The organism is Serratia sp. CY83965 (genome assembly GCF_052166375.1).
GTDB lineage: Bacteria > Pseudomonadota > Gammaproteobacteria > Enterobacterales > Enterobacteriaceae > Serratia > Serratia marcescens.
Genome location: NZ_JBJNOV010000008.1, coordinates 81,664 through 101,192, shown reverse-complemented (window position 1 = coordinate 101,192; position 19,529 = coordinate 81,664). Strand labels below are relative to the sequence as shown.

The following is a 19,529-nucleotide window of genomic DNA, read 5'->3' as shown; positions in this document are numbered from 1 at the left end:
CAGTTTAATCCTGTTGGGGCGCTGTTGCCGCCAGTTCAAGGTAGCGACGATGCAGTGCGGCGACCTGTGGCTCTATCCCCTGAGCGGCGCCGCTGTTGTCAATAATGTCATCCGCCACGGCGAGGCGCTGCTGGCGCGTGGCCTGGGCGGCGAGAATGCTCTGCGCTTGCTCACGGCTGACGCCGTCGCGCGCGATGGTGCGAGCCAGCTGGGTTTCGGCGTCGACGTCGATCACCAGCACCCGATCGGCGCGATCCTGCAGACCGTTTTCCACCAGCAGCGGTACCACCCACAGCGCGTACGGGCTGGTGGCCTGCGCCAGTTGGCGCTGGGTTTCACGGTGTATCAGCGGGTGCAGCAGCTGGTTCAGCCAGGTTTTGTCATCGGGATGGCTGAAGATGCGCTGACGCAGCGCAGCGCGGTTCAACGCGCCGTCCGGCAGCAACATTTCATTACCAAATCGTTCGGCGATCGCGGCCAAGGCAGGGGTGCCCGGCTCGACGACCTGACGGGCGATCACGTCGGCGTCGACAAGGGTTGCGCCGTGGCGCGCAAAGGCGTTCGCGACGGTCGTCTTGCCGCTGCCTATGCCCCCGGTCAACGCAACAATGTAGGCCATGGTGTTAGGTGCATCCGATGTTCATAAAAAAATAATAGTCGAATCATAAAGCGATCGCGCAGAAGTGCAAGTCGGCAGGCGGCGCTTGCGCATCGGCACCGATCGGGTGGCGAGAAAAAACGCAGCGGCACGGCAAAAATGAGCGGGCAATCACACTGCGATTATGCAGGTAAATTTGTCGGATTGTAGCGTAAATAAAGGCGAATTCGCAGTCTTGTTCGGCGATTATTAGCGCGTATTATAACGTCACTGGAACTGGCATTAATCTCGCCGCCGTCTTTTTGCGCCACTGGAAAGCCGTCGGGCAGAGGTTCGAATATCCTCCTTGCGATCCGTCGCCATTAACCAGGAAATCATAAGTCATGCGTATTGAAGAAGATTTGAAGTTGGGCTTTAAAGACGTGTTGATCCGCCCTAAGCGCTCCACGCTGAAAAGCCGCTCCGAGGTTGAACTGGAACGTCAGTTTGCCTTCAAGCATTCAGGTTGCAGCTGGTCCGGCGTGCCGATTATCGCGGCCAACATGGACACGGTGGGCACCTTCCGCATGGCCGAGGCCCTGGCTTCTTTCGACGTTCTCACCGCCGTACACAAACATTACAGCGTCGAGCGATGGGCTGACTTCGTGCAGCGCATGCCGGAATCGGTGCTGCGCCACGTGATGGTCTCCACCGGCACCTCCGAAGCCGACTTCGCCAAAATGCAGCAGATCCTGGCCCTGTCTCCGGCGCTGAAATTCATCTGTATCGACGTGGCCAACGGCTACTCTGAACACTTTGTCGCCTTCCTGCAGAAAGCGCGCGAAGCCTGCCCGGATCACGTCATCTGCGCAGGTAACGTGGTCACCGGCGAGATGGTGGAAGAGTTGATCCTCTCCGGCGCCGACATCGTTAAAGTTGGCATCGGCCCGGGGTCGGTATGCACCACCCGCGTGAAGACCGGCGTGGGCTACCCGCAGCTGTCGGCGGTGATCGAATGCGCCGACGCGGCCCATGGGTTGGGCGGCCAAATCGTCAGCGACGGCGGCTGTTCGGTGCCGGGCGATGTCGCCAAAGCCTTCGGCGGCGGCGCGGACTTCGTGATGCTGGGCGGCATGCTGGCCGGCCACGACGAGTGCGAAGGCACCGTGGTGGAAGAGAACGGCGAGAAGTTCATGCTGTTCTACGGCATGAGCTCCGAGTCGGCGATGAAGCGCCACGTCGGTGGCGTAGCGGAGTATCGCGCGGCTGAAGGGAAAACCGTCAAGCTGCCGCTGCGGGGCGAGGTGGAGTTTACCGTGCGCGATATCCTCGGCGGCCTGCGTTCCGCCTGCACCTACGTCGGCGCCGAGCGTCTGAAAGAGCTGACCAAGCGCACCACCTTTATCCGCGTGGCGGAGCAGGAAAACCGCGTCTTCGGCAGCAAATAAGCCGCAGCTTGCATTCGGGCGCCGCGCACCGCGGCGCCCGCTATCCTCTTCTTTATCCCAGCACGCTGCCCAGTTGAAAGATAGGCAGATACATGGCGATCACCAAAGCGCCGACAATCCCGCCCACCACCAGCATCAGCAGCGGCTCCAGCGTTTGCGCCAGCGTATCGGCCAGCTCGTGCGTCTGCCGTTCATACCACTGCGCCAACTTATCCAGCAAGGCGTCCAGCGAACCGGACTCCTCGCCCACCCGCACCAGCTGCCGGCACAGTGGCGGAAACAGCGGTTGCAGACCCAGGGCCTGATGAAACGCTTCGCCTTCGGCGATCTGCCGTTGCACCTGCTCCAGCGCCTGCCGGTACAGCAGATGATCCGCCGCCAGCGCCGCCGCGTTCAAGCCTTCCACCAGCGTCAGCCCCGCGCGTTGGGTCATGGTCAGGATACGAAACGTTTGGCTCAGCGCGCCGCCGTTCACCAGCCGGGCAATCAGCGGCAGGCGCAGCAAGGCGGCCTGTTCGCGTTGGCGCCACGGAGGGCGCGGATGCAACCAGCGGAAGTAGCCGAACAGCGACGCGCCGAGCAGCAGCGCCAAATAGGGGCCAACGGCGATCAGCAGCGCGGACAGCCCCAATAACCCTTGGGTAAACCAAGGCAGCGGCGCATCGAACGACTGATAAACCTTGGCAAATTCCGGCAGCACCATCACCAGCATCAGCACGCTGACCAGCAGCGCCACCGCACAGATGAAAAGGGGATACCGCAGCGCTTTGGTCACTTTGCGGCGCAGCAGGTGCTGAGCCTCCTGCTGTTGCGCCAACTGCAGGCAGCAGCGATCGAGGTTGCCGGTCAGTTCGCCGATGGCGATCAGTTGGCGATAGATCGGTGGAAAAACGCCTGGTTGCGCGGCAAGGCTTTCGGAGAGCGGCTGCCCTTCGCGCACCTGTTCTGCCAACAGGCGCAACAGGCAACGCCAGGCTGCCGAAGGGTGCTCTGCCGCCAGAAGCTGCAGCGTATTGACCAGCGGCAGCCCGGCCTGCAACAAGGTAGCGAGCTGGCGGGTGAAGTGGATTAAGGGTTCTCCGCGCCATTGGCCGGGCGTGACGCGTTTGCCGTGCCCGATCCGCCAAGGTTGCAGGCCTTGTTCGATCAGCAACCTGCTCACCTGCCGCTTTTCATCGCTCATCAGTTCGCCGCGGCGTAAGGCGCCCTGAGCGTCGAAGGCCTGCCACAGAAACAACCGGCGCGCTTTCATGGCGTGGTTACGCCGAGCCGGACGACGTCGATGACGCGGTACAGTTCTTCCAGCGAGGTCGTGCCTTCGGCGGCCAGCGCCAGACCCGCCTGCAGTAGCGAAAGCTGCCCCTGTTCGCGGGCGATATCCGCCAGCAGACTGGGAGCGGCGTTCGCCAGCAATGCTGCCTGAATTTCCGGCGTAATGGCCAACAGTTCATACACGCCGATGCGTCCATAGTAGCCGCCGAAGCAGTGCTCGCAGCCGTCGGCACGCCAGGCGGTCAGCGGTTCCGGCCAGATCGCGGTGGGAAAATGCGTCGGCTGGCTGTGCGGGTAGCGGCAGTGGCGACACAGCCTGCGCACCAGCCGCTGGGCGACGACCAGCTTCAGGCAGCCGGCGAGCAGGTAGCCGGGGATACCCATGTGCATCAGCCGCGTCAGGGTCTCGCCGGTGGAGTTGGTATGCAGCGTCGACAGCACCAGGTGGCCGGTTTGCGCGGCCTTGACCGCGATCTCGGCGGTTTCCGCATCGCGGATCTCGCCGATCATGATGACGTCCGGATCCTGGCGCAGCAGGGCGCGCAGCACTCGGGCGAAGCTCAGCTCGGTTTTGGCGTTGATCTGGGTCTGATTAATGCCGAACAGCGGGATCTCGACCGGATCCTCGACGCTGCACAGGTTGCTCTGCGCATCGTTCAACTGGCGCAGACCGCTGTACAGCGTCACCGTTTTGCCGCTGCCGGTCGGGCCGGTCACCAGGATCAAACCTTGCGGGCAGGTTAACGCCGCCGCGTAGCGCGTCAGATCCGCCCGGCTCATGCCCAGTTGATCCAGCGGCAGCTCCTGCTGCTCACCCTGCTGAACGCGCAGCACCACTTTTTCGCCGTGCAACGTCGGCAGGGTGGCGATACGCATGGCATAGCGCGCGCTGTCCAGCGTCAGGCTGAGCTGCCCGTCCTGAGGCTGACGGCGCTCGGCGATATCCAGCTGGCCGAGGATCTTCAGCCGGGCGATGAGGCGCGCGGCCAGCTGCGGCGGCGGTGAGGCGAGGGTTTGCAGCACGCCGTCGATGCGCAGACGAATGCGAAAATGCTGCCGAAAGGGCTCGAAGTGGATGTCCGAGGTGCGGCGCTGAATAGCCAGGCGCAGCGTCTGGTTGATGAACTGTACCACCGGCGCATCGCCGTCGTCGGGGTAGGCGATGTCGGTCGTGTCCTCTTCGGCCGTCAATGGCGCCGGGAGCGGCTCGTGGTGCTGGTTCAGCGCCATCTCCAGCCTGGCCGCCGGCCATTGTTCCAAATGGATGCGCTTGCCGGTGGCGAAACGCAGCGCCGCCAGCAGCCCCTGCGGCGCTTCTTCGCTGAGCGCGACCGTCAGGGTGGTCGGGTCTTCGCTCAGCGCCAGCGCCTGATAGCGCCGGCACAGGGCGTGAACCTCTTCGCTGATTTGCGCATTCATCGCCGTTACTCCGCCGCGTTGTCGAAGCGGAAGACTTCCTGGCACACCTCAACCAGCGTCGCGTTTTCGCTGCTGCACAGCCGGGTCCAGCGGGTCAGTCCATCGGCGTTCGACTTGGGGGTTAATGCCACCGCCAGGCCCTGCAGCGTTTGGCTGCCGGTCAGCGTGATCACGCCTTTGACGACTTTCACCCCGCTGACATAGCGCGACGTGCCGCCGGTGGGAATGCCTTTGCTGCCGGCCTCGCAGCCGGCGGGCGTGCCTTCGTCCAGCACGCACAGCTCGACCGCCATTTTATACGGCGCCATGGTTTGCAGCATGTCGGTCATCGCCGCTTTCTGGATGTAGCGCTGGTAGGCGGGAATGCCGATGGCGCTGAGGATGGCGATGATGGCGATCACCACCATCAGTTCTATCAGGGTAAAGCCGCGTTGCGTTTCCATGCGTTGTTTCCTCCATTGGGGTGTGGAAGACAACGGTAGCGGCTTGCTCGGGGGCACGGCGAGAGGCTTTTACGCGTTTCTCGGCGCGCCTCCATCAGTAATGATGTGGTTTGCAGCGGTGAAAAAAACGGTGAGAGGGGGTTCGCAATTTTACGGTAACGCCCCCGGCGGCGGCCGGGGGGGAGGGGATCATTTGAAGCGCATCGACAGATCGAGTGCAGTGATGTGCTTGGTCAGCGCGCCGACCGAAATGTAATCCACTCCGGTGTCGGCGAAGGTGCGCAGCGTCTCACTGGTGACGTTGCCGGACACTTCCAGCTGGGCGCGGCCCTGGGTTTGGGCGACCGCCTGACGCATCATCTCGACGCTGAAGTTGTCCAGCATGATGATGTCGGCGCCGGCATCCAGCGCCTGCTGCAGTTCATCGAGCGATTCGACTTCCACTTCCACCGGCACGTCGGCGTGCAGCCAGAAGGCTTTTTCCACTGCGTTTTTGATCGAGCCGGAGGCGATGATGTGGTTTTCCTTGATCAGGAAGGCATCGGACAGCCCCAGCCGGTGGTTGCTCCCGCCCCCGCACAGCACGGCGTATTTCAGCGCGGTGCGCAGGCCGGGCAAGGTTTTGCGGGTATCGAGCAGGCGAGTCCGGGTCCCTTCCAGCAGGGCCACGTAGCGGCTGACCTCGGTCGCCACGCCGGAGAGCGTCTGCACGAAGTTCAGCGCGGTGCGCTCGCCGGTCAGCATCACCCGCGCCGGGCCGCGCAGCCGGCAGAGCGGTTGGTTCGGCGTCAGACGGTCGCCGTCCGCCACCAGCCACTCCACCTGCACCTGATTGCCCAACTGAATAAAGACTTCGTTCAGCCAGCGGCGGCCACAGAACACGCCGGCTTCGCGGGTGATGACGGTGGCTTCGGCCTGTTTGTCTGCCGGTAACAATTGCGCGGTAATATCGCGCCCGGCGTCGACTTCCCCCCCCAGGTCTTCGCGCAGCGCCTGGGCGACGGCATAGGGAATATCACTTTCAATTCGTTCAAGAAGCTCGGTGCGGCGACTGTCGGCACTGTAGCGGCGTGTCGGCATGGAAAACTCCGAAATGGACGGTTAGATCGTAGGGGAACATGCTACTCTGTTGCAGGAATAAGTACCACCGCAGAGAGGTGTCTGATGCAGTTGGAAAATGGCTGGATTGTCGGGGTGACGCGAGTGCTCTCGCCGCACTGCGATCGGCGCCCGGATGACGAGCCGCCCTCGCTGTTGGTCATCCACAACATCAGCTTGCCGCCCGGCGAATTCGGTGGCCCCTATATCGACCAGCTGTTCACCGGCACGCTCGACCCTGCGCAGCACCCTTATTTCGCCGATATCCATCAGCTGCGGGTGTCGGCGCATTGCCTGATTCGCCGCGGCGGAGAGATCGTGCAGTATGTGCCCTTCGACCAACGCGCCTGGCACGCGGGCGTTTCCCTGTATCAGGGGCGCGATCGGTGCAATGATTTCTCCATCGGCATCGAGCTGGAAGGGACTGACCAGTTGCCCTACACCGAGGCGCAATATCGCACGCTGCAGGCGGTCACCGTGCTGCTGGCCGAACATTACCCACCGCTGGCGGCCAATATCGCCGGGCATTGCGATATCGCCCCCGGCCGCAAGACCGATCCCGGGCCGGCGTTCGATTGGGATCGCTATCTGGCATCTCTGGAACAACGCGGCGCGCCCGCCGACGCTATGCTTGAGACAAGAAAAAGGGAGAGGAATCGCTAATGACGCTGTTTACGCTGTTGCTGGTTTTGGCCTGGGAACGCCTGTTCAAGCTGGGAGAGCACTGGCAGCTGGATCATCGCCTCGAAGTGGTATTTCAGCGGCTGCATCGGGTTTCGCTGGCGCAGACACTGGCGATGACCGCCGCCTGGATGGTGATCGTCTGGGGCGTTCTGTGGCTGTCGCACGGGCTGTTCTTCGGCGTGGTGACGCTGCTGCTGTGGATCGTCATCGATCTGCTGTGTGTCGGCGCCGGCATCAAGCGCAAACACTACCGCGCCTACCTGAAAGCGGCGCGGCAGGGTGATATCCACGCCAGCGATCAGATGGCGGAAGAGCTGGCGTTGATCCACGGCTTGCCGGTGGACTGCAGCGAAGAGCTGCGCCTGCGCGAGCTGCAAAACGCGCTGCTATGGATTAACTTCCGTTATTACCTGGCGCCGCTGTTCTGGTTCGTGGTCTTTGGGCCGTACGGGCCGATCGCGCTGGCGGGGTATGCCTTCCTGCGCGCCTATCAAACCTGGCTGGCGCGCCACAATACGCCGCTGGAGCGTTCGCAATCGGGCATCGATCACCTGTTGAACTGGCTGGACTGGATCCCGGTGCGTTTGGCCGGGGTGGCCTATGCGCTGTTCGGCCACGGCGAACGCGCGTTGCCGGCCTGGTTCGCCTCGCTGGGGGATCGGCATTCGTCGTCGTATCAGGTGCTGACGCGGCTGGCCCAGTTCTCGCTGGCGCGCGATCCGCATATGGATCCGGTGCAAACGCCGCGGGCGGCGGTGACGCTGGCGCGTAAGGTGACGATGATCATCGTGGTGGTGGTGGCGCTGTTGACCATTTACGGCACGCTGCTTTAAGCCGCAGAGAAAAACAAAACGGGCGCCGAGGCGCCCGTTTTGTTTGGCCATTCGGCCGGGATTACAGCTTGGCGAAGCAGCGACGTGCGGCGTCGATGGTGCGCTGGATGTCTTCCTTGCTGTGCGCCACGGACATGAAGCCCGCTTCGAAGGCGGACGGCGCCAGATACACCCCTTCTTCCAGCATCAGGTGGAAGAAACGCTTGAAGCGTTCCACGTCGCACTGCATCACGTCCTGGTAGCAGGTGACCGCCGGCGCGTCGGTGAAGAACAGGCCGAACATGCCGCCAACGTTGTTGACCACCAGCGGAATATTCTCCTCCTGCGCCGCGTGCAGCAGGCCAGCGGCCAGCATCTCGGTCAGTTCGGTCAGCGTCTGGTGCACGCCGACCTGTGAGACTTCGGTCAAACAAGCGTAGCCCGCCGCCATGGCGATCGGGTTGCCGGACAGGGTGCCGGCCTGGTAGACCGGGCCGGTGGGCGCCAGCGCGTCCATCACCTCGCGACGGCCGCCGAAGGCGCCCACCGGCATGCCGCCGCCGATGATTTTGCCGAGGCAGGTCAGATCCGGTTCGACGCCGTAATAGGATTGCGCGCCGGCCAGCGCGACGCGGAAGCCGGTCATCACTTCGTCGATGATCAAGAGCGCGCCGTACTTGTCGCACAGGGCGCGCAGGCCCGGCAGGAATTCTGGCAGCGGCGGCACGCAGTTCATGTTGCCGGCGACCGGCTCGACGATAATACAGGCGATCTCGGACGGGTACTGTTCGAAGGCGGCGCGCACCGAATCCAGATCGTTATAGGTGCAGGTCAGAGTGTGCTTGGCGAAGTCGGCCGGCACGCCCGGTGAGTTCGGCTGGCCGAGGGTCAGCGCGCCGGAGCCGGCTTTCACCAGCAGGCAGTCGGCGTGGCCGTGATAGCAGCCTTCGAACTTGATGATTTTATCGCGGTTGGTGTAGCCGCGCGCCAGGCGGATGGCGCTCATGGTGGCTTCGGTGCCCGAGTTCACCATGCGCACCATATCCATCGTCGGCACCAGCTCGGTGACCAGCTGCGCCATTTTGACTTCCATCTCGGTCGGCGCGCCGAAGCTCAGGCCGCGCTGCGCCGCTTCGATCACCGCGTCGCGGATCGCCGGGTGGTTATGCCCCAGCACCATCGGCCCCCAGGAACCGACATAGTCGATATAGGCCTTGCCGTCGGCATCGAACAGGTAAGCCCCGTCTGCCCGCTCGATAAACAGCGGCACACCGCCCACGCCGGTGAATGCACGCACCGGAGAGTTTACCCCGCCGGGGATCAACTGTTGCGCCTGGGCGTACAGACTTTCGGACTTGCTGTGTAGGCTCATAAATCGGCTCCTGGATTCTCTTTTGAATGATTTGACCGCGCTATTCTAGAGGAGAGCGCCGCGTTATGAAACGATCACAGTCAGATACCATTAACGGCAGCGTCCGCCGCCAGGTTGGGGTAGAATTATCGCCCTGCCTATTTGTATTACAAATTACCTGACGAATCACTCGCGATGACAGAATCACAATCACAGCCAGTCGGGACGTTGAGCCCGCGTCTGCGCCGCAGCGATGCGGTGCGTCAGTTTATTCGCCGCGATAAAACCCCGGTGGCGATCCTGGTGATGGCCGCGCTGGTGGGGGCGCTGGCCGGTTTGCTCGGCGTGGCCTTCGATAAAGCGGTGGAGTGGGTGCAGCAGCAGCGGTTGGCTTCGCTGGCGCAGGTCGCCGACTCCTGGCTTCTGGTGTGGCCCCTGGCGTTTATCCTGTCCGCCGCGCTGGCGGCGCTGGGCTATTACCTGGTGCGGCGCTTTGCGCCTGAGGCGGGCGGCTCGGGTATTCCGGAAATCGAAGGCGCGCTGGAAGAGCTGCGGCCGGTACGCTGGTGGCGCGTGATCCCGGTAAAATTCATCGGCGGTATGGGCACCCTGGGGGCGGGCATGGTGCTGGGGCGCGAAGGGCCCACGGTGCAAATGGGCGGCAACGTCGGGCGCATGGTATTGGACGTGCTGCGCATTCGCGGCGCCGAGGCGCGTCATACGTTGCTGGCGACCGGGGCCGCCGCCGGGTTGTCCGCCGCGTTCAACGCGCCGCTGGCCGGCATCTTGTTCATCATCGAAGAGATGCGGCCGCAGTTCCGCTACAACCTGATCTCGATTAAAGCGGTGTTTATCGGCGTTATCATGTCGAGCGTGGTGTTCCAGCTGTTTAACGGCCAGGGGGCGGTGATCGCGGTCGACAAACTTTCTTCGGCGCCCATCAATACCCTGTGGCTCTATCTGGTGTTGGGGGCAATCTTCGGCGCGGTGGGCGTGGGGTTCAACGCGCTGATCTTCCGCACCCAAGACATGTTCGCGCGCCTGCACGGCGGCAGAATGCGCAATGTCTTGCTGATGGGCGGGCTGCTCGGCGGCGTGTGCGGCATTCTGGGGCTGATCCAGCCGGAGGCGGCGGGCGGCGGCTTTGGGCTGATCCCGATCGCCGCGGCGGGCAACTACAGCGTCGGCATGTTGATGTTTATCTTTATCACCCGCATCTTCACCACGCTGCTGTGCTTCGGTTCCGGCGCGCCGGGCGGCATCTTCGCGCCGATGCTGGCGTTGGGCACGCTGTTCGGCACCGCCTTCGGGCTGGCGGGGGCACATCTGTTCCCGCAGTACGGCATCGAGGCGGGCACCTTCGCCATCGCCGGCATGGGGGCGCTGTTCGCCGCCACGGTGCGCGCCCCGCTGACCGGCATCGTGCTGGTGCTGGAAATGACCGACAACTACCAGCTTATTTTACCGATGATCATTACCTGCCTCGGCGCCACGGTGGTGGCGCAGCTGCTCGGCGGCAAGCCGCTGTATTCGTCGATCCTGGCCCGCACGCTGCAAAAGCAGGAGGCGCAGCTGGCGCGGGAGGCGGCGCAGAAAACAAGTAAGGAAAATACAACAAAAGCGGTGAATACTTGAACGCAACACTCAGGTATCGGATAATCGTTAATATTAATCAGGCAGCCATAGTCGCGATCTGATGCTGAACAATGTTGGGAGTAAAGAGTATGAGTGATCAAACGGCACTGCCCCTGCAATTTACCGAGGCAGCAGCAAACAAGGTTAAGTTCCTGATTGCTGACGAAGAAAACCCGAACCTGAAGTTGCGGGTTTACATTACCGGCGGCGGCTGCAGCGGATTCCAGTACGGCTTCACTTTTGACGACAAGGTCAACGATGGCGACATGACCATCGAGAAGCAGGGCGTGGCGCTGGTGGTCGATCCGATGAGCCTGCAGTATCTGGTCGGCGGTTCGGTGGACTACACCGAAGGGCTGGAAGGATCGCGCTTTGTGGTGACCAACCCGAATGCCAAAACCACCTGCGGTTGCGGTTCGTCGTTCAGCATCTGAGTTTGCCTGTCAGAACATCAACCCGCTCGCCTTACGGCCGGCGGGTTTTTTTATGCCTACCCTTCCACGAGAATCACTGCCGTGCCGTTCTCCTGCGCCGGACGGCCGCGAGTGATGCGCGGCTGCTCAGCGTTCGAGAATAAAGGCGGGCAGCTTGAGATGCCAGCGAATGGCCGCCAGCCGAATGGCCAGGGTGATGAGCATGCCCAGCATCATGGCCTGTTGCAGCGGCATGTTGAAGGTGTAGAACGCCGTGGCGTGCACGATGCCGCCGATGATGCAGGCGGTGGCGTAAATTTCGGTGCGCAGGATCATCGGGATCTCGCGCGCCAGCACGTCGCGGATAATGCCGCCGCCGACGCCGGTGATCACCCCCATGCAGATCGCCACCAGCGGGCCGGTGCCGGCCGCGAAGGCCTTGTTGACGCCGATGCCGACGAACACCGCCAGCCCGACGGCGTCCAGCACCGGCAGCACCCACTTCGGCAGGCGGCGCGGCTGGCGCACCAGCAGCAGCGTCAAGACGCAGGTGATCATCGCCACAACCAGATCGGTGGGATCCTTGACCCAAAATACCGGGCCGTTGGCCAGTGCCATGTCGCGGATGGTGCCGCCGCCGACCGCGGTGACTACGCCCAATACCAGAACGCCGAACGGATCCATGCGCAGCTTGCCGGCCAATAGCACGCCGGAGACGGCGAACACCGCCGTGCCGAGAATATCCAACCAGAACACCAGCATCAGCGGATCTCCGCCAGCTGGCGGCACAACTGCTGCGCCGCCAACAGGATGCGCGGCCCGCCGCGATTGAACCAGTCTTCGTTCAGCGCGATCACCGGCACCTGCAGCTGCGGTGCCCAGAAGGCTTTCACATTGGCGGCCTCTTTCTCGCCGCCGGTGATGACGATGGCCTGCGGCTGACGTGCCAGCACCTGCTCGCGGCTGATCTGCGGCCAAGGGGTGCGGCTGTCGGCGAAGACGTTCTGCCCGCCGCACAGCGCCAGCACCTGGCTTTGCAATGTGGCGCCGGAGCTGGTGAACAGCGGCTGGGTGCCGAACTGCAGCAGCACACGCCGTGGCGAGTTAGCGGCGTACTGTTGCTTGAGAGCGGCGAACTGGCGGCGAAGGCCGTCCGCCGCCTGATGCGCCTGCTCCGGGTGCGGGCTGTAGCGCGCCAGCTTATCCAGCAAGCCGGCGATCCCTTCGAGATTGTCGGCGTCCGCATAGAAGATCGGGATGCCGAACGCGGCGAGCTGATCCAACGCGCGTTGTGGATTACCGCCGCGCCAGGCGAGGATCAGATCCGGCTTGAGCGCCAGCACCCGCTCCAGATTGATGCCCTGCCAGGAAGCTACCTGCTCCAGCCTGGCGGCCTGCGGCGGGTAATCGGAATAGGCGCTCGCCGCCACCAGCACATCGCCCATGCCGGCGGCATAGGCGAGTTCGGTGGCGTTGGGCGCCAGGCTGATCACCCGCTGGGCGGCGCCGACCGGCAGGGCCAGCCAGAGCGCCAACAGACAGAGCATCGAGGTGAAGCGCTGCCTCACATCAACCGCGCTTGGCCAGGGTTTGCAGCATGGCGTTGACCATCAGCGTGGACTGCTTGGCCGCTACCACCAGGAACTCGTCAAAGCTCATGTGCGATTCGCTGTCGGCGACGTCGGAAATGGCGCGCACCACCACGAACGGCGTGCCGAACAGATGGCAGACGTGGGCGATCGCCGCGGCTTCCATTTCCACGGCGGCGACGCGCGGGAAGGTGGCGCGGATGCGCGCCAGCGGCTCGGCACCGTTGATGAAGGCGTCACCGCTGCAGATCAGGCCGCGCACCGCGTGCAGATCCAGCTGTTTGATGCAGCTTTCCGCCAGCGCGATCAGCGCATCATCGGCGACGAACGCCGCCGGGCAGCCGGCCATCTGGCCCGGCTCGTAGCCGAAGGCGGTGACGTCGGCGTCATGGTAGCGCACTTCTTCCGACACCACGATGTCGCCCACGCGCAGCGTGCTGGCCAGGCCGCCGGCGGAGCCGGTATTGATCACCACGTCGGGGCTGCAGTGCTCCAGCAACAGGGTGGTGCCCATGGCCGCAGAGACTTTGCCGATGCCGGATTTCAGCAGGGCCACGTCAACGCCGCCGATCTGGCCGGTGTAGATTTCGCAGCCCGCGCGCTGGATGGTTTGACGGTTTTCGATTTGATCGCGCAGCAGGGTGACTTCCTGCTCCATTGCGCCGATGATGCCTACTTTCATAAATAACACTCGCTGATTGGCCGTGAGAATTGCGGCATAGTCTATCATGGCTGTGTATCAGAGATAATGCGTTGCATCCGCTGCCGGGAATTGTTATCACGGGGGCAGGGCGCAACGGCGGAGAAACAGATGTCCGGGATCGACTTCAAGCAAAAAATCAGCTTCCAACGGCCTTTCAGCAAACCGATCGAGGCCGAGGAAGAGTACGACATCGTGCGGCAGTTCGAGAGCGATCGCGGGCGCATCGTCAACTCGGCCGCCATTCGCCGTCTGCAGCAAAAAACCCAGGTGTTTCCGCTGGAGCGCAACGCGGCGGTGCGCAGCCGCCTGACGCACTCGATGGAGGTGCAGCAGGTCGGGCGCCATATCGCCAAAGAGATCCTCAACCGCTTCAAACAGGCGGGGAAGATCGACGAACTCGGCCTGACCCGGCTGCTCGATCCGTTTGAAAGCATCGTGGAAATGGCCTGCCTGATGCACGACATCGGCAATCCGCCGTTCGGTCATTTCGGCGAATCGGCGATCAATGACTGGTTCGCCCAGCGGCTCGATCCCGCCAGCTGCGGCAGTGAGCCGGGCAGCCACGATCGCTGCCAGGTGGCGACGCTGCGCCTGCATGAAGGGGAGAGCGATCTGAACCGGCTGCGCAGCCGGATCCGTCAGGATCTCAGCCACTTCGAGGGCAACGCCCAGGCGATCCGCATGGTGTACAGCCTGCTCAAGCTCAACCTGACCTACGCGCAGGTCGGCTGCATTTTGAAATACACCCGCCCGGCCTACTGGGCGAGCGACATCCCCGCTAGCCACAGTTACCTGATGAAAAAGCCCGGCTACTATCTGGCGGAAGAAGCCTTCGTCGATCGGCTGCGGCGTGAGCTGCATATGGGCGAGTTCGATCGTTTCCCGCTGACCTACATTATGGAGGCCGCCGACGATATCTCGTACTGCGTGGCCGATCTGGAAGACGCGGTGGAGAAGAGCATTTTCACCGTCGAGCAGCTGTATCAGCACCTGATTCAGGAATGGGGCGAGGTGGCGCCGGGCGATCTGTTCGACAAGACCGTCGCCAGCGCGTTTCGCAAGATCGATCGCGGCGGCGCGCGGCGCAGCGCGGAAGATCAGTTCTTCATGTATCTGCGGGTGTTTACCGTGGCGCGGCTGGTGCCGCACGCGGCGCAGCGCTTTATCGACAATCTGGACGCGGTATATCAGGGCAGCTTCAATCAGGCACTGCTGGAGGATTCCAGCCCGGCCTACCGGCTGCTGAAAATATTTAAAAATGTGGCGTTCAAGCACGTGTTCAACCACCCGGAGGTCGAGCAGCTCGAGCTGCAAGGCTATCGGGTGATCAGCGGCCTGCTGGACATTTACAGTCCGCTGTTGGCGATGTCGCTGGCGGACTTCACCCTGCTGGTGCGTGAAGACAGCCACCGCGCGTACCCGATCGAAACGCGTCTGTTCCACAAGCTGTCCACCAAGCATCGGCTGGCGTATGCGGAGGCGGTAGAAGGGCTGCAGCATTTATCGCCGGAGCAGCAAGCCATTCGGGAATATTATTTCCGCGCGCGTTTATTGCAGGACTATATCAGCGGAATGACCGACCTTTATGCCTATGATGAATATCGTCGATTAATGGCGGCGGAATAATTAAGCTGAGGAATAATTATCAGCAATTCCAACCGGTTGGCTGTCTTGATTTTTGTAAAGACGGACAATATTTGTTTACTATTGCCAATCATCTGTGCCGGAACTTCAGGCTATTAATTAACTCTGAATAAGCACGCAAGACGGCCATTCTTTTTTGAACGACTTTATAAGAGACACACAGATGAAAAAAACCGCATTAGTTCTGAGCGCATTGGCATTCAGCATCGGCATGGCGATGGGCCCGGTGACGGCCAGCGCCGCTGAAACCGCCTCTTCCTCCACCCAACAGCTGCCGAGTCTGGCGCCGATGCTGGAAAAGGTGATGCCTTCCGTGGTGAGCATTAACGTTGAGGGCAGCACCACGGTCAATACGCCGCGCATGCCGCAGCAGTTCCAACAGTTCTTCGGTGAAGATTCGCCGTTCTGCCAGGACGGTTCGCCGTTCCAGGGCTCGCCGATGTGTCAGGGCGGTGAACAGCCTGGGCCGGATGGCCAGCCGCAGGGCACGCAGCAGAAATTCCAGGCGCTGGGCGCCGGGGTGGTCATCGATGCCGCCAAGGGCTATGTGGTGACCAATAACCACGTGGTGGATAACGCCAACAAGATCCAGGTGCAGCTGAGTGACGGCCGCCGCTTCGACGCCAAGGTGATCGGCAAGGATCCGCGCTCGGACATCGCCCTGATCCAGCTGAAAGACTTCAAGAATCTGACGGCGATCAAGATGGCGGATTCCGATCAGCTGCGCGTCGGCGATTACACCGTGGCGATCGGCAACCCGTACGGGCTGGGCGAAACCGCCACTTCGGGCATCGTTTCCGCCCTGGGGCGCAGCGGCCTAAACATCGAAAACTACGAAAACTTTATCCAGACCGATGCGGCGATCAACCGCGGCAATTCCGGCGGCGCGCTGGTTAACCTGAACGGCGAGCTGATCGGCATCAACACCGCGATCCTGGCGCCGGACGGCGGCAACATCGGTATCGGCTTCGCCATTCCGAGCAACATGGTGAAAAACCTGACGGCGCAAATGGTCGAGTATGGCCAGGTGAAACGCGGCGAGCTCGGCATCATGGGCACCGAGCTGAACTCTGAGCTGGCCAAGGCGATGAAGGTTGATGCGCAGCGCGGGGCCTTTGTCAGCCAGGTGATGCCGAAGTCTTCCGCCGCGAAGGCGGGCATTAAAGCCGGTGACGTGATCGTCACCATGAACGGCAAGGCCATCTCCAGCTTCGCCTCATTCCGGGCGGAGATCGGCACGCTGCCCGTCGGCAGCAAAATGTCGCTGGGCATTATCCGCGACGGCAAACCGGTGACCATTGATGTCACGCTGGAGCAAAGCGCGCAGACCCAGGTGGCCTCGGGCAATATTTACACCGGCATCGAGGGCGCCGAGCTGAGCAACACCCAGGTCGGCAACCAGAAAGGCGTCAAGGTCGACAGCGTGAAAGCCGGCAGCGCCGCGGCGCGCATCGGCTTGAAAAAAGGCGATGTGATCCTGGGCGTGAACCAACAGCCGATACAGAACCTGGGCGAGCTGCGTAAGATTCTCGACAGCAAGCCGTCGGTGCTGGCGTTGAATATTCAGCGCGGCGAGAGCCAATTGTACCTGCTGGCGCAGTGATAAACGTCAGGCGCTAAAAGAAAAAGGCACGCTGCGGCGTGCCTTTTTGCGTAACGGCCTGCGAATTCAGGCAGGCTGCGTCAGATGCGCGTGCGCCGCGTGGATCACCAGTTCAATCTCATCCAGCAGCTCCAGCCATTCCGGCTCCAGTTCGTCGTTGGTGACGCCCTGGCGCAGTTGCCGCTCGAGGTAGAAACACAGCTGCTTGAGGCGTGGCACGCCGCTGTAGCTGCAGCTGCCGTGCAGCTTATGGACCAGATCGAGGATTTCGTCGTCATGCTGGCCGTCGAGCAGCGCCTGCACCCGTTCGCGCACCTGCGGCAAGAAATCGAGCAGCATTTGCAGCAGATCGCGCGCCAGATCCGGTTTATTGGCTGCCTGACGCAACGCCAGCGGCCAGTCGAGCGACAGCGGTGCGTCGTCGGCGACGGCGTTTTCCATTTCGCCACTGTGATAGCGCGACAGCACGCGGGTCAGCATTTTCTCGTCGATCGGCTTGGCCAGGTAGTCGTCCATCCCGGCCTGCAACAGGTGCTCGCGCTCGCCGCTGGCTGCATGGGCGGTGACGGCGACGATCGGCGTGGAGTTGTGATGCGGCAGTTGGCGGATCAGCTCGCTGGCGTGAATGCCGTCCATCTTCGGCATTTGAATGTCCATCAGGATCAGATCCAGCACGTTGTCGCGCGCCAGCGCCAGCGCTTCCTCGCCGCTCTCGCACAACAGGGTTTTTTCTACCTGTTCCCCCAACAACGTACCGATCAGCTTCAGGTTAGCCGGGTTGTCGTCAACCGCCATCACCGTGAGCGGCAGGCGTTTACGCTCAGGCTGCGCGGTGAGGCGTGCCGGCGCCTCCATCCGGAGCATCGGGAACAGTCGGGTGCTGGTGATCGGCTTGATCAGGCAGCCGAGCGCGCCTTGTTGTTTAAGCAGCTCGGCATCGATTTGCGCCTGGCACGGCAGCGCCAGAATGACCCGATCGGCCAGCTTCAGCGAGGCCAGCAATTTGTCTTCGTGCTGCGCCATGTTGTCGCGGAACGGGATGGGCACGCCGGCCAGCAGGAAATCATAGTGGCTTGGCGGCAACTGGCCCAGCGTCGGCGAGTGGGTGATCACCAGTTGCGTGACGCTGAGCATGTTGAGCGTCGCCTGCGCCGCCGTCGGGTTGGACTCGATATAGGCCAGCGTTTTGCCGTTCAGATCCGGCAGGCTCGGCGCCAGCGACAGCATGCCCTCGTTCAGATCCAGCTTGATGTGGAACCAGAAGGTCGAGCCGCGGTTCAACTGGCTGTGGAAGCAGATATCGCCCCCCATCTCTTTCACCAGCTTTTGCGTGATCACCAGCCCCAGCCCGGTGCCGCCGTGGCGGCGGGAGATGCTGGCGTCCGCCTGGCGGAATGCCTGGAACAGCTGCGACTGCTGGCGTTCGGAGATGCCGATGCCGGTATCGTGGATCTGCACTTCCACTTCCACCCGGCGATCCAGCTGTTTGCGCAGCTCGACGCGAATGTCGATATTGCCGGTTTCGGTGAACTTGATGGCGTTGCCCAGCAGGTTGGTGATGATTTGCTGCAGGCGAAGCGAGTCGCCGATCACCTGCTCCGGCACGTCGTTGTGCACATCCAGCGTCAGCTCCAGGCCCTTGTCGTGGGCGCTGGGCGCCAGCAGCACCACCACTTCGTCCAGCGTTTCACGCAGGGCGAACGGAATATGCTCCAGCACCAGCTTGCCGGCCTCCAGCTTGGAGAAATCCAGCACGTCGTTGATGATGGTCAGCAGGTTGTTGGCCGAGCGCTCGATGGTCTGCAAATAGTCGGTCTGGGTTGCGCTCAGATCGGTTTTCAGCATCTGGCGGGTGAAGCCGATCACGCCGTTGAGCGGAGTACGCAGCTCATGCGACATGTTGGCCAGGAATTCGGACTTGATGCGCGCCGCCTCCTGCGCGCGTTTTTTCGCCAGATCCAGTTCGACGTTCTGGATCTCCATCTGCTCCAGCGTTTCGCGCAGGTCTGACGTGGCCTGATCGATGTTCTGCTGCATCTCTTCGTGATAGGCGGTAAGCGACATCGCCATCGAGTTGATGCCGTTTTTCAGCATGTGCAGCTCGCCGAGCATGTAGCCTTCCACGCGGCTGTCGAGCTGGCCGCGGCGGATGCGGTCGACGGTGTTCACCATATTGCGGATCGGGCCGGTCACGTCGCGCATCAGCCGGTAAGCGAACAGGATGGCGATGCACATGCACAGCAGCAGCAGCAAGGTGGAGACGAAGACCTCTTTATACTGCTGCAGCCGCACCGACTGCAGATCCAGCTCGATCGCCACATAGCCCAGGTTGTTGTCGGGATGGCTGCCGCCGTCGGCGGTTTCATCCGGATACTGGCTTTCCGACAGGATCGGCGTGCGCAGGATCAGCGAATCGCCGCGTCGGGTGAGCATCAGCTCGGTGGGCAACGGCACGCCTTTCGGCAACTGCAGCTGAGCGAAGTTGTGGTGATAATTTGAGGTGACGAACAGGTTGTTCTGCGCATCAAACACGGTGATCGAACGTACGATGTCCGAATGGCGGCGGTGCAAAAGGCTGACCAACTGCCTGACCGATTCGCGGCTGCGGAACGTCATGCCGTACTCGCTGGCCACCGCCAGCGGCTCGATGATGCTGGCGCCGGCGTCGACCAGTTGCTCCTGCAGCTCATTATAGCGGTGCACCACGAAGAAGGTGCTGAGCAGCAAACCAATCAGCAAGGTCGGGGCCAGAATCAGGATCATCATGCGCGCACGCAGGCTGTATTTGGTCATGGGATTCCAATGTGGGAGAATTGACAGCTGACACTAGCTTAATGA

General features: G+C 62.3%; 17 protein-coding genes. 7 read left to right on the top strand and 10 right to left on the bottom strand.

Features of this window, described 5'->3' with window-relative positions; all coding sequences use genetic code 11:
• Window positions 1–4: 4 nt before the first annotated feature.
• On the bottom strand, window positions 5–619 hold the full coding sequence (gene coaE, locus ACJ8PL_RS15790) for a dephospho-CoA kinase (protein ID WP_079451066.1): 615 nt from the start codon (window positions 617–619) through the stop codon (window positions 5–7).
• Window positions 620–981: 362 nt separating this feature from the next.
• On the opposite strand from coaE, the gene ACJ8PL_RS15785 reads away from it, so the two are divergent.
• Entirely contained in the window at window positions 982–2,025 is a 1,044-nt protein-coding gene (locus ACJ8PL_RS15785; RefSeq protein ID WP_442531270.1) for a GMP reductase, read from the top strand.
• A gap of 52 nt (window positions 2,026–2,077) precedes the next feature.
• On the opposite strand, the gene hofC is transcribed toward ACJ8PL_RS15785, so the two are convergent.
• The 4 genes from hofC to nadC all read right to left on the bottom strand — a co-directional run bounded on the left by hofC (window position 2,078) and on the right by nadC (window position 6,239).
• On the bottom strand, window positions 2,078–3,277 hold the full coding sequence (gene hofC / locus ACJ8PL_RS15780) for a protein transport protein HofC (protein ID WP_016929077.1): 1,200 nt from the start codon (window positions 3,275–3,277) through the stop codon (window positions 2,078–2,080).
• Complete coding sequence (gspE, locus tag ACJ8PL_RS15775) at window positions 3,274–4,716, bottom strand: type II secretion system protein GspE (RefSeq protein WP_442531269.1); 1,443 nt, start codon at window positions 4,714–4,716, stop codon at window positions 3,274–3,276. Before gspE ends, hofC begins: the two co-directional genes overlap by 4 nt.
• Window positions 4,717–4,721: 5 nt before the next feature.
• Window positions 4,722–5,159: a prepilin peptidase-dependent pilin gene (gene ppdD / locus ACJ8PL_RS15770; RefSeq protein ID WP_016929075.1), complete on the bottom strand. Its 438-nt coding sequence runs from the start codon at window positions 5,157–5,159 to the stop codon at window positions 4,722–4,724.
• A gap of 189 nt (window positions 5,160–5,348) precedes the next feature.
• On the bottom strand, window positions 5,349–6,239 hold the full coding sequence (nadC, locus tag ACJ8PL_RS15765; protein WP_016929074.1) for a carboxylating nicotinate-nucleotide diphosphorylase: 891 nt from the start codon (window positions 6,237–6,239) through the stop codon (window positions 5,349–5,351).
• Between the two features lie 84 nt (window positions 6,240–6,323).
• On the opposite strand from nadC, the gene ampD reads away from it, so the two are divergent.
• Complete coding sequence (gene ampD, locus ACJ8PL_RS15760; protein ID WP_049300177.1) at window positions 6,324–6,920, top strand: 1,6-anhydro-N-acetylmuramyl-L-alanine amidase AmpD; 597 nt, start codon at window positions 6,324–6,326, stop codon at window positions 6,918–6,920.
• The gene (ampE, locus tag ACJ8PL_RS15755) at window positions 6,920–7,774 is read left to right on the top strand and encodes a beta-lactamase regulator AmpE (RefSeq protein ID WP_004932714.1); all 855 of its coding nucleotides are present in this window, start codon (window positions 6,920–6,922) and stop codon (window positions 7,772–7,774) included. The genes ampD and ampE overlap by 1 nt, the downstream gene beginning before the upstream one ends.
• A gap of 61 nt (window positions 7,775–7,835) precedes the next feature.
• Here ampE and hemL read toward each other — a convergent pair whose 3' ends face one another.
• A complete protein-coding gene (gene hemL, locus ACJ8PL_RS15750; RefSeq protein WP_015376661.1) occupies window positions 7,836–9,125 on the bottom strand; it encodes a glutamate-1-semialdehyde 2,1-aminomutase in 1,290 nt (429 codons plus the stop codon).
• Window positions 9,126–9,299: 174 nt separating this feature from the next.
• On the opposite strand from hemL, the gene clcA reads away from it, so the two are divergent.
• Window positions 9,300–10,739, top strand: a complete 1,440-nt coding sequence (gene clcA / locus ACJ8PL_RS15745) for a H(+)/Cl(-) exchange transporter ClcA (protein WP_442531268.1) — start codon at window positions 9,300–9,302, stop codon at window positions 10,737–10,739.
• A gap of 89 nt (window positions 10,740–10,828) precedes the next feature.
• A complete protein-coding gene (gene erpA, locus ACJ8PL_RS15740) occupies window positions 10,829–11,173 on the top strand; it encodes an iron-sulfur cluster insertion protein ErpA (protein ID WP_004932708.1) in 345 nt (114 codons plus the stop codon).
• Between the two features lie 126 nt (window positions 11,174–11,299).
• On the opposite strand, the gene ACJ8PL_RS15735 is transcribed toward erpA, so the two are convergent.
• The 3 genes from ACJ8PL_RS15735 to mtnN are packed head-to-tail and all read right to left on the bottom strand — an operon-like array spanning window position 11,300 to window position 13,423.
• Window positions 11,300–11,914, bottom strand: coding sequence for a TRIC cation channel family protein (locus ACJ8PL_RS15735; protein ID WP_015376663.1), 615 nt, complete (start codon window positions 11,912–11,914; stop codon window positions 11,300–11,302).
• Window positions 11,914–12,699 (bottom strand): vitamin B12 ABC transporter substrate-binding protein BtuF, encoded by a 786-nt coding sequence (gene btuF, locus ACJ8PL_RS15730; RefSeq protein ID WP_033641486.1) that lies wholly within the window; start codon window positions 12,697–12,699, stop codon window positions 11,914–11,916. The genes ACJ8PL_RS15735 and btuF overlap by 1 nt, the downstream gene beginning before the upstream one ends.
• A 22-nt stretch (window positions 12,700–12,721) precedes the next feature.
• On the bottom strand, window positions 12,722–13,423 hold the full coding sequence (gene mtnN / locus ACJ8PL_RS15725) for a 5'-methylthioadenosine/S-adenosylhomocysteine nucleosidase (RefSeq protein ID WP_004932702.1): 702 nt from the start codon (window positions 13,421–13,423) through the stop codon (window positions 12,722–12,724).
• Window positions 13,424–13,552: 129 nt separating this feature from the next.
• Between mtnN and dgt the strand changes: the two genes are divergently transcribed.
• Complete coding sequence (dgt, locus tag ACJ8PL_RS15720; RefSeq protein ID WP_016929068.1) at window positions 13,553–15,070, top strand: dGTPase; 1,518 nt, start codon at window positions 13,553–13,555, stop codon at window positions 15,068–15,070.
• 181 nt (window positions 15,071–15,251) lie between these two features.
• Window positions 15,252–16,691 carry a serine endoprotease DegP gene (degP, locus tag ACJ8PL_RS15715; protein ID WP_033641270.1) on the top strand — a complete coding sequence of 480 codons (1,440 nt, stop codon included), beginning with the start codon at window positions 15,252–15,254 and terminating at the stop codon, window positions 16,689–16,691.
• 66 nt (window positions 16,692–16,757) lie between these two features.
• Here degP and barA read toward each other — a convergent pair whose 3' ends face one another.
• Window positions 16,758–19,484 carry a two-component sensor histidine kinase BarA gene (gene barA / locus ACJ8PL_RS15710; RefSeq protein ID WP_442531267.1) on the bottom strand — a complete coding sequence of 909 codons (2,727 nt, stop codon included), beginning with the start codon at window positions 19,482–19,484 and terminating at the stop codon, window positions 16,758–16,760.
• Window positions 19,485–19,529 lie beyond the last annotated feature (45 nt).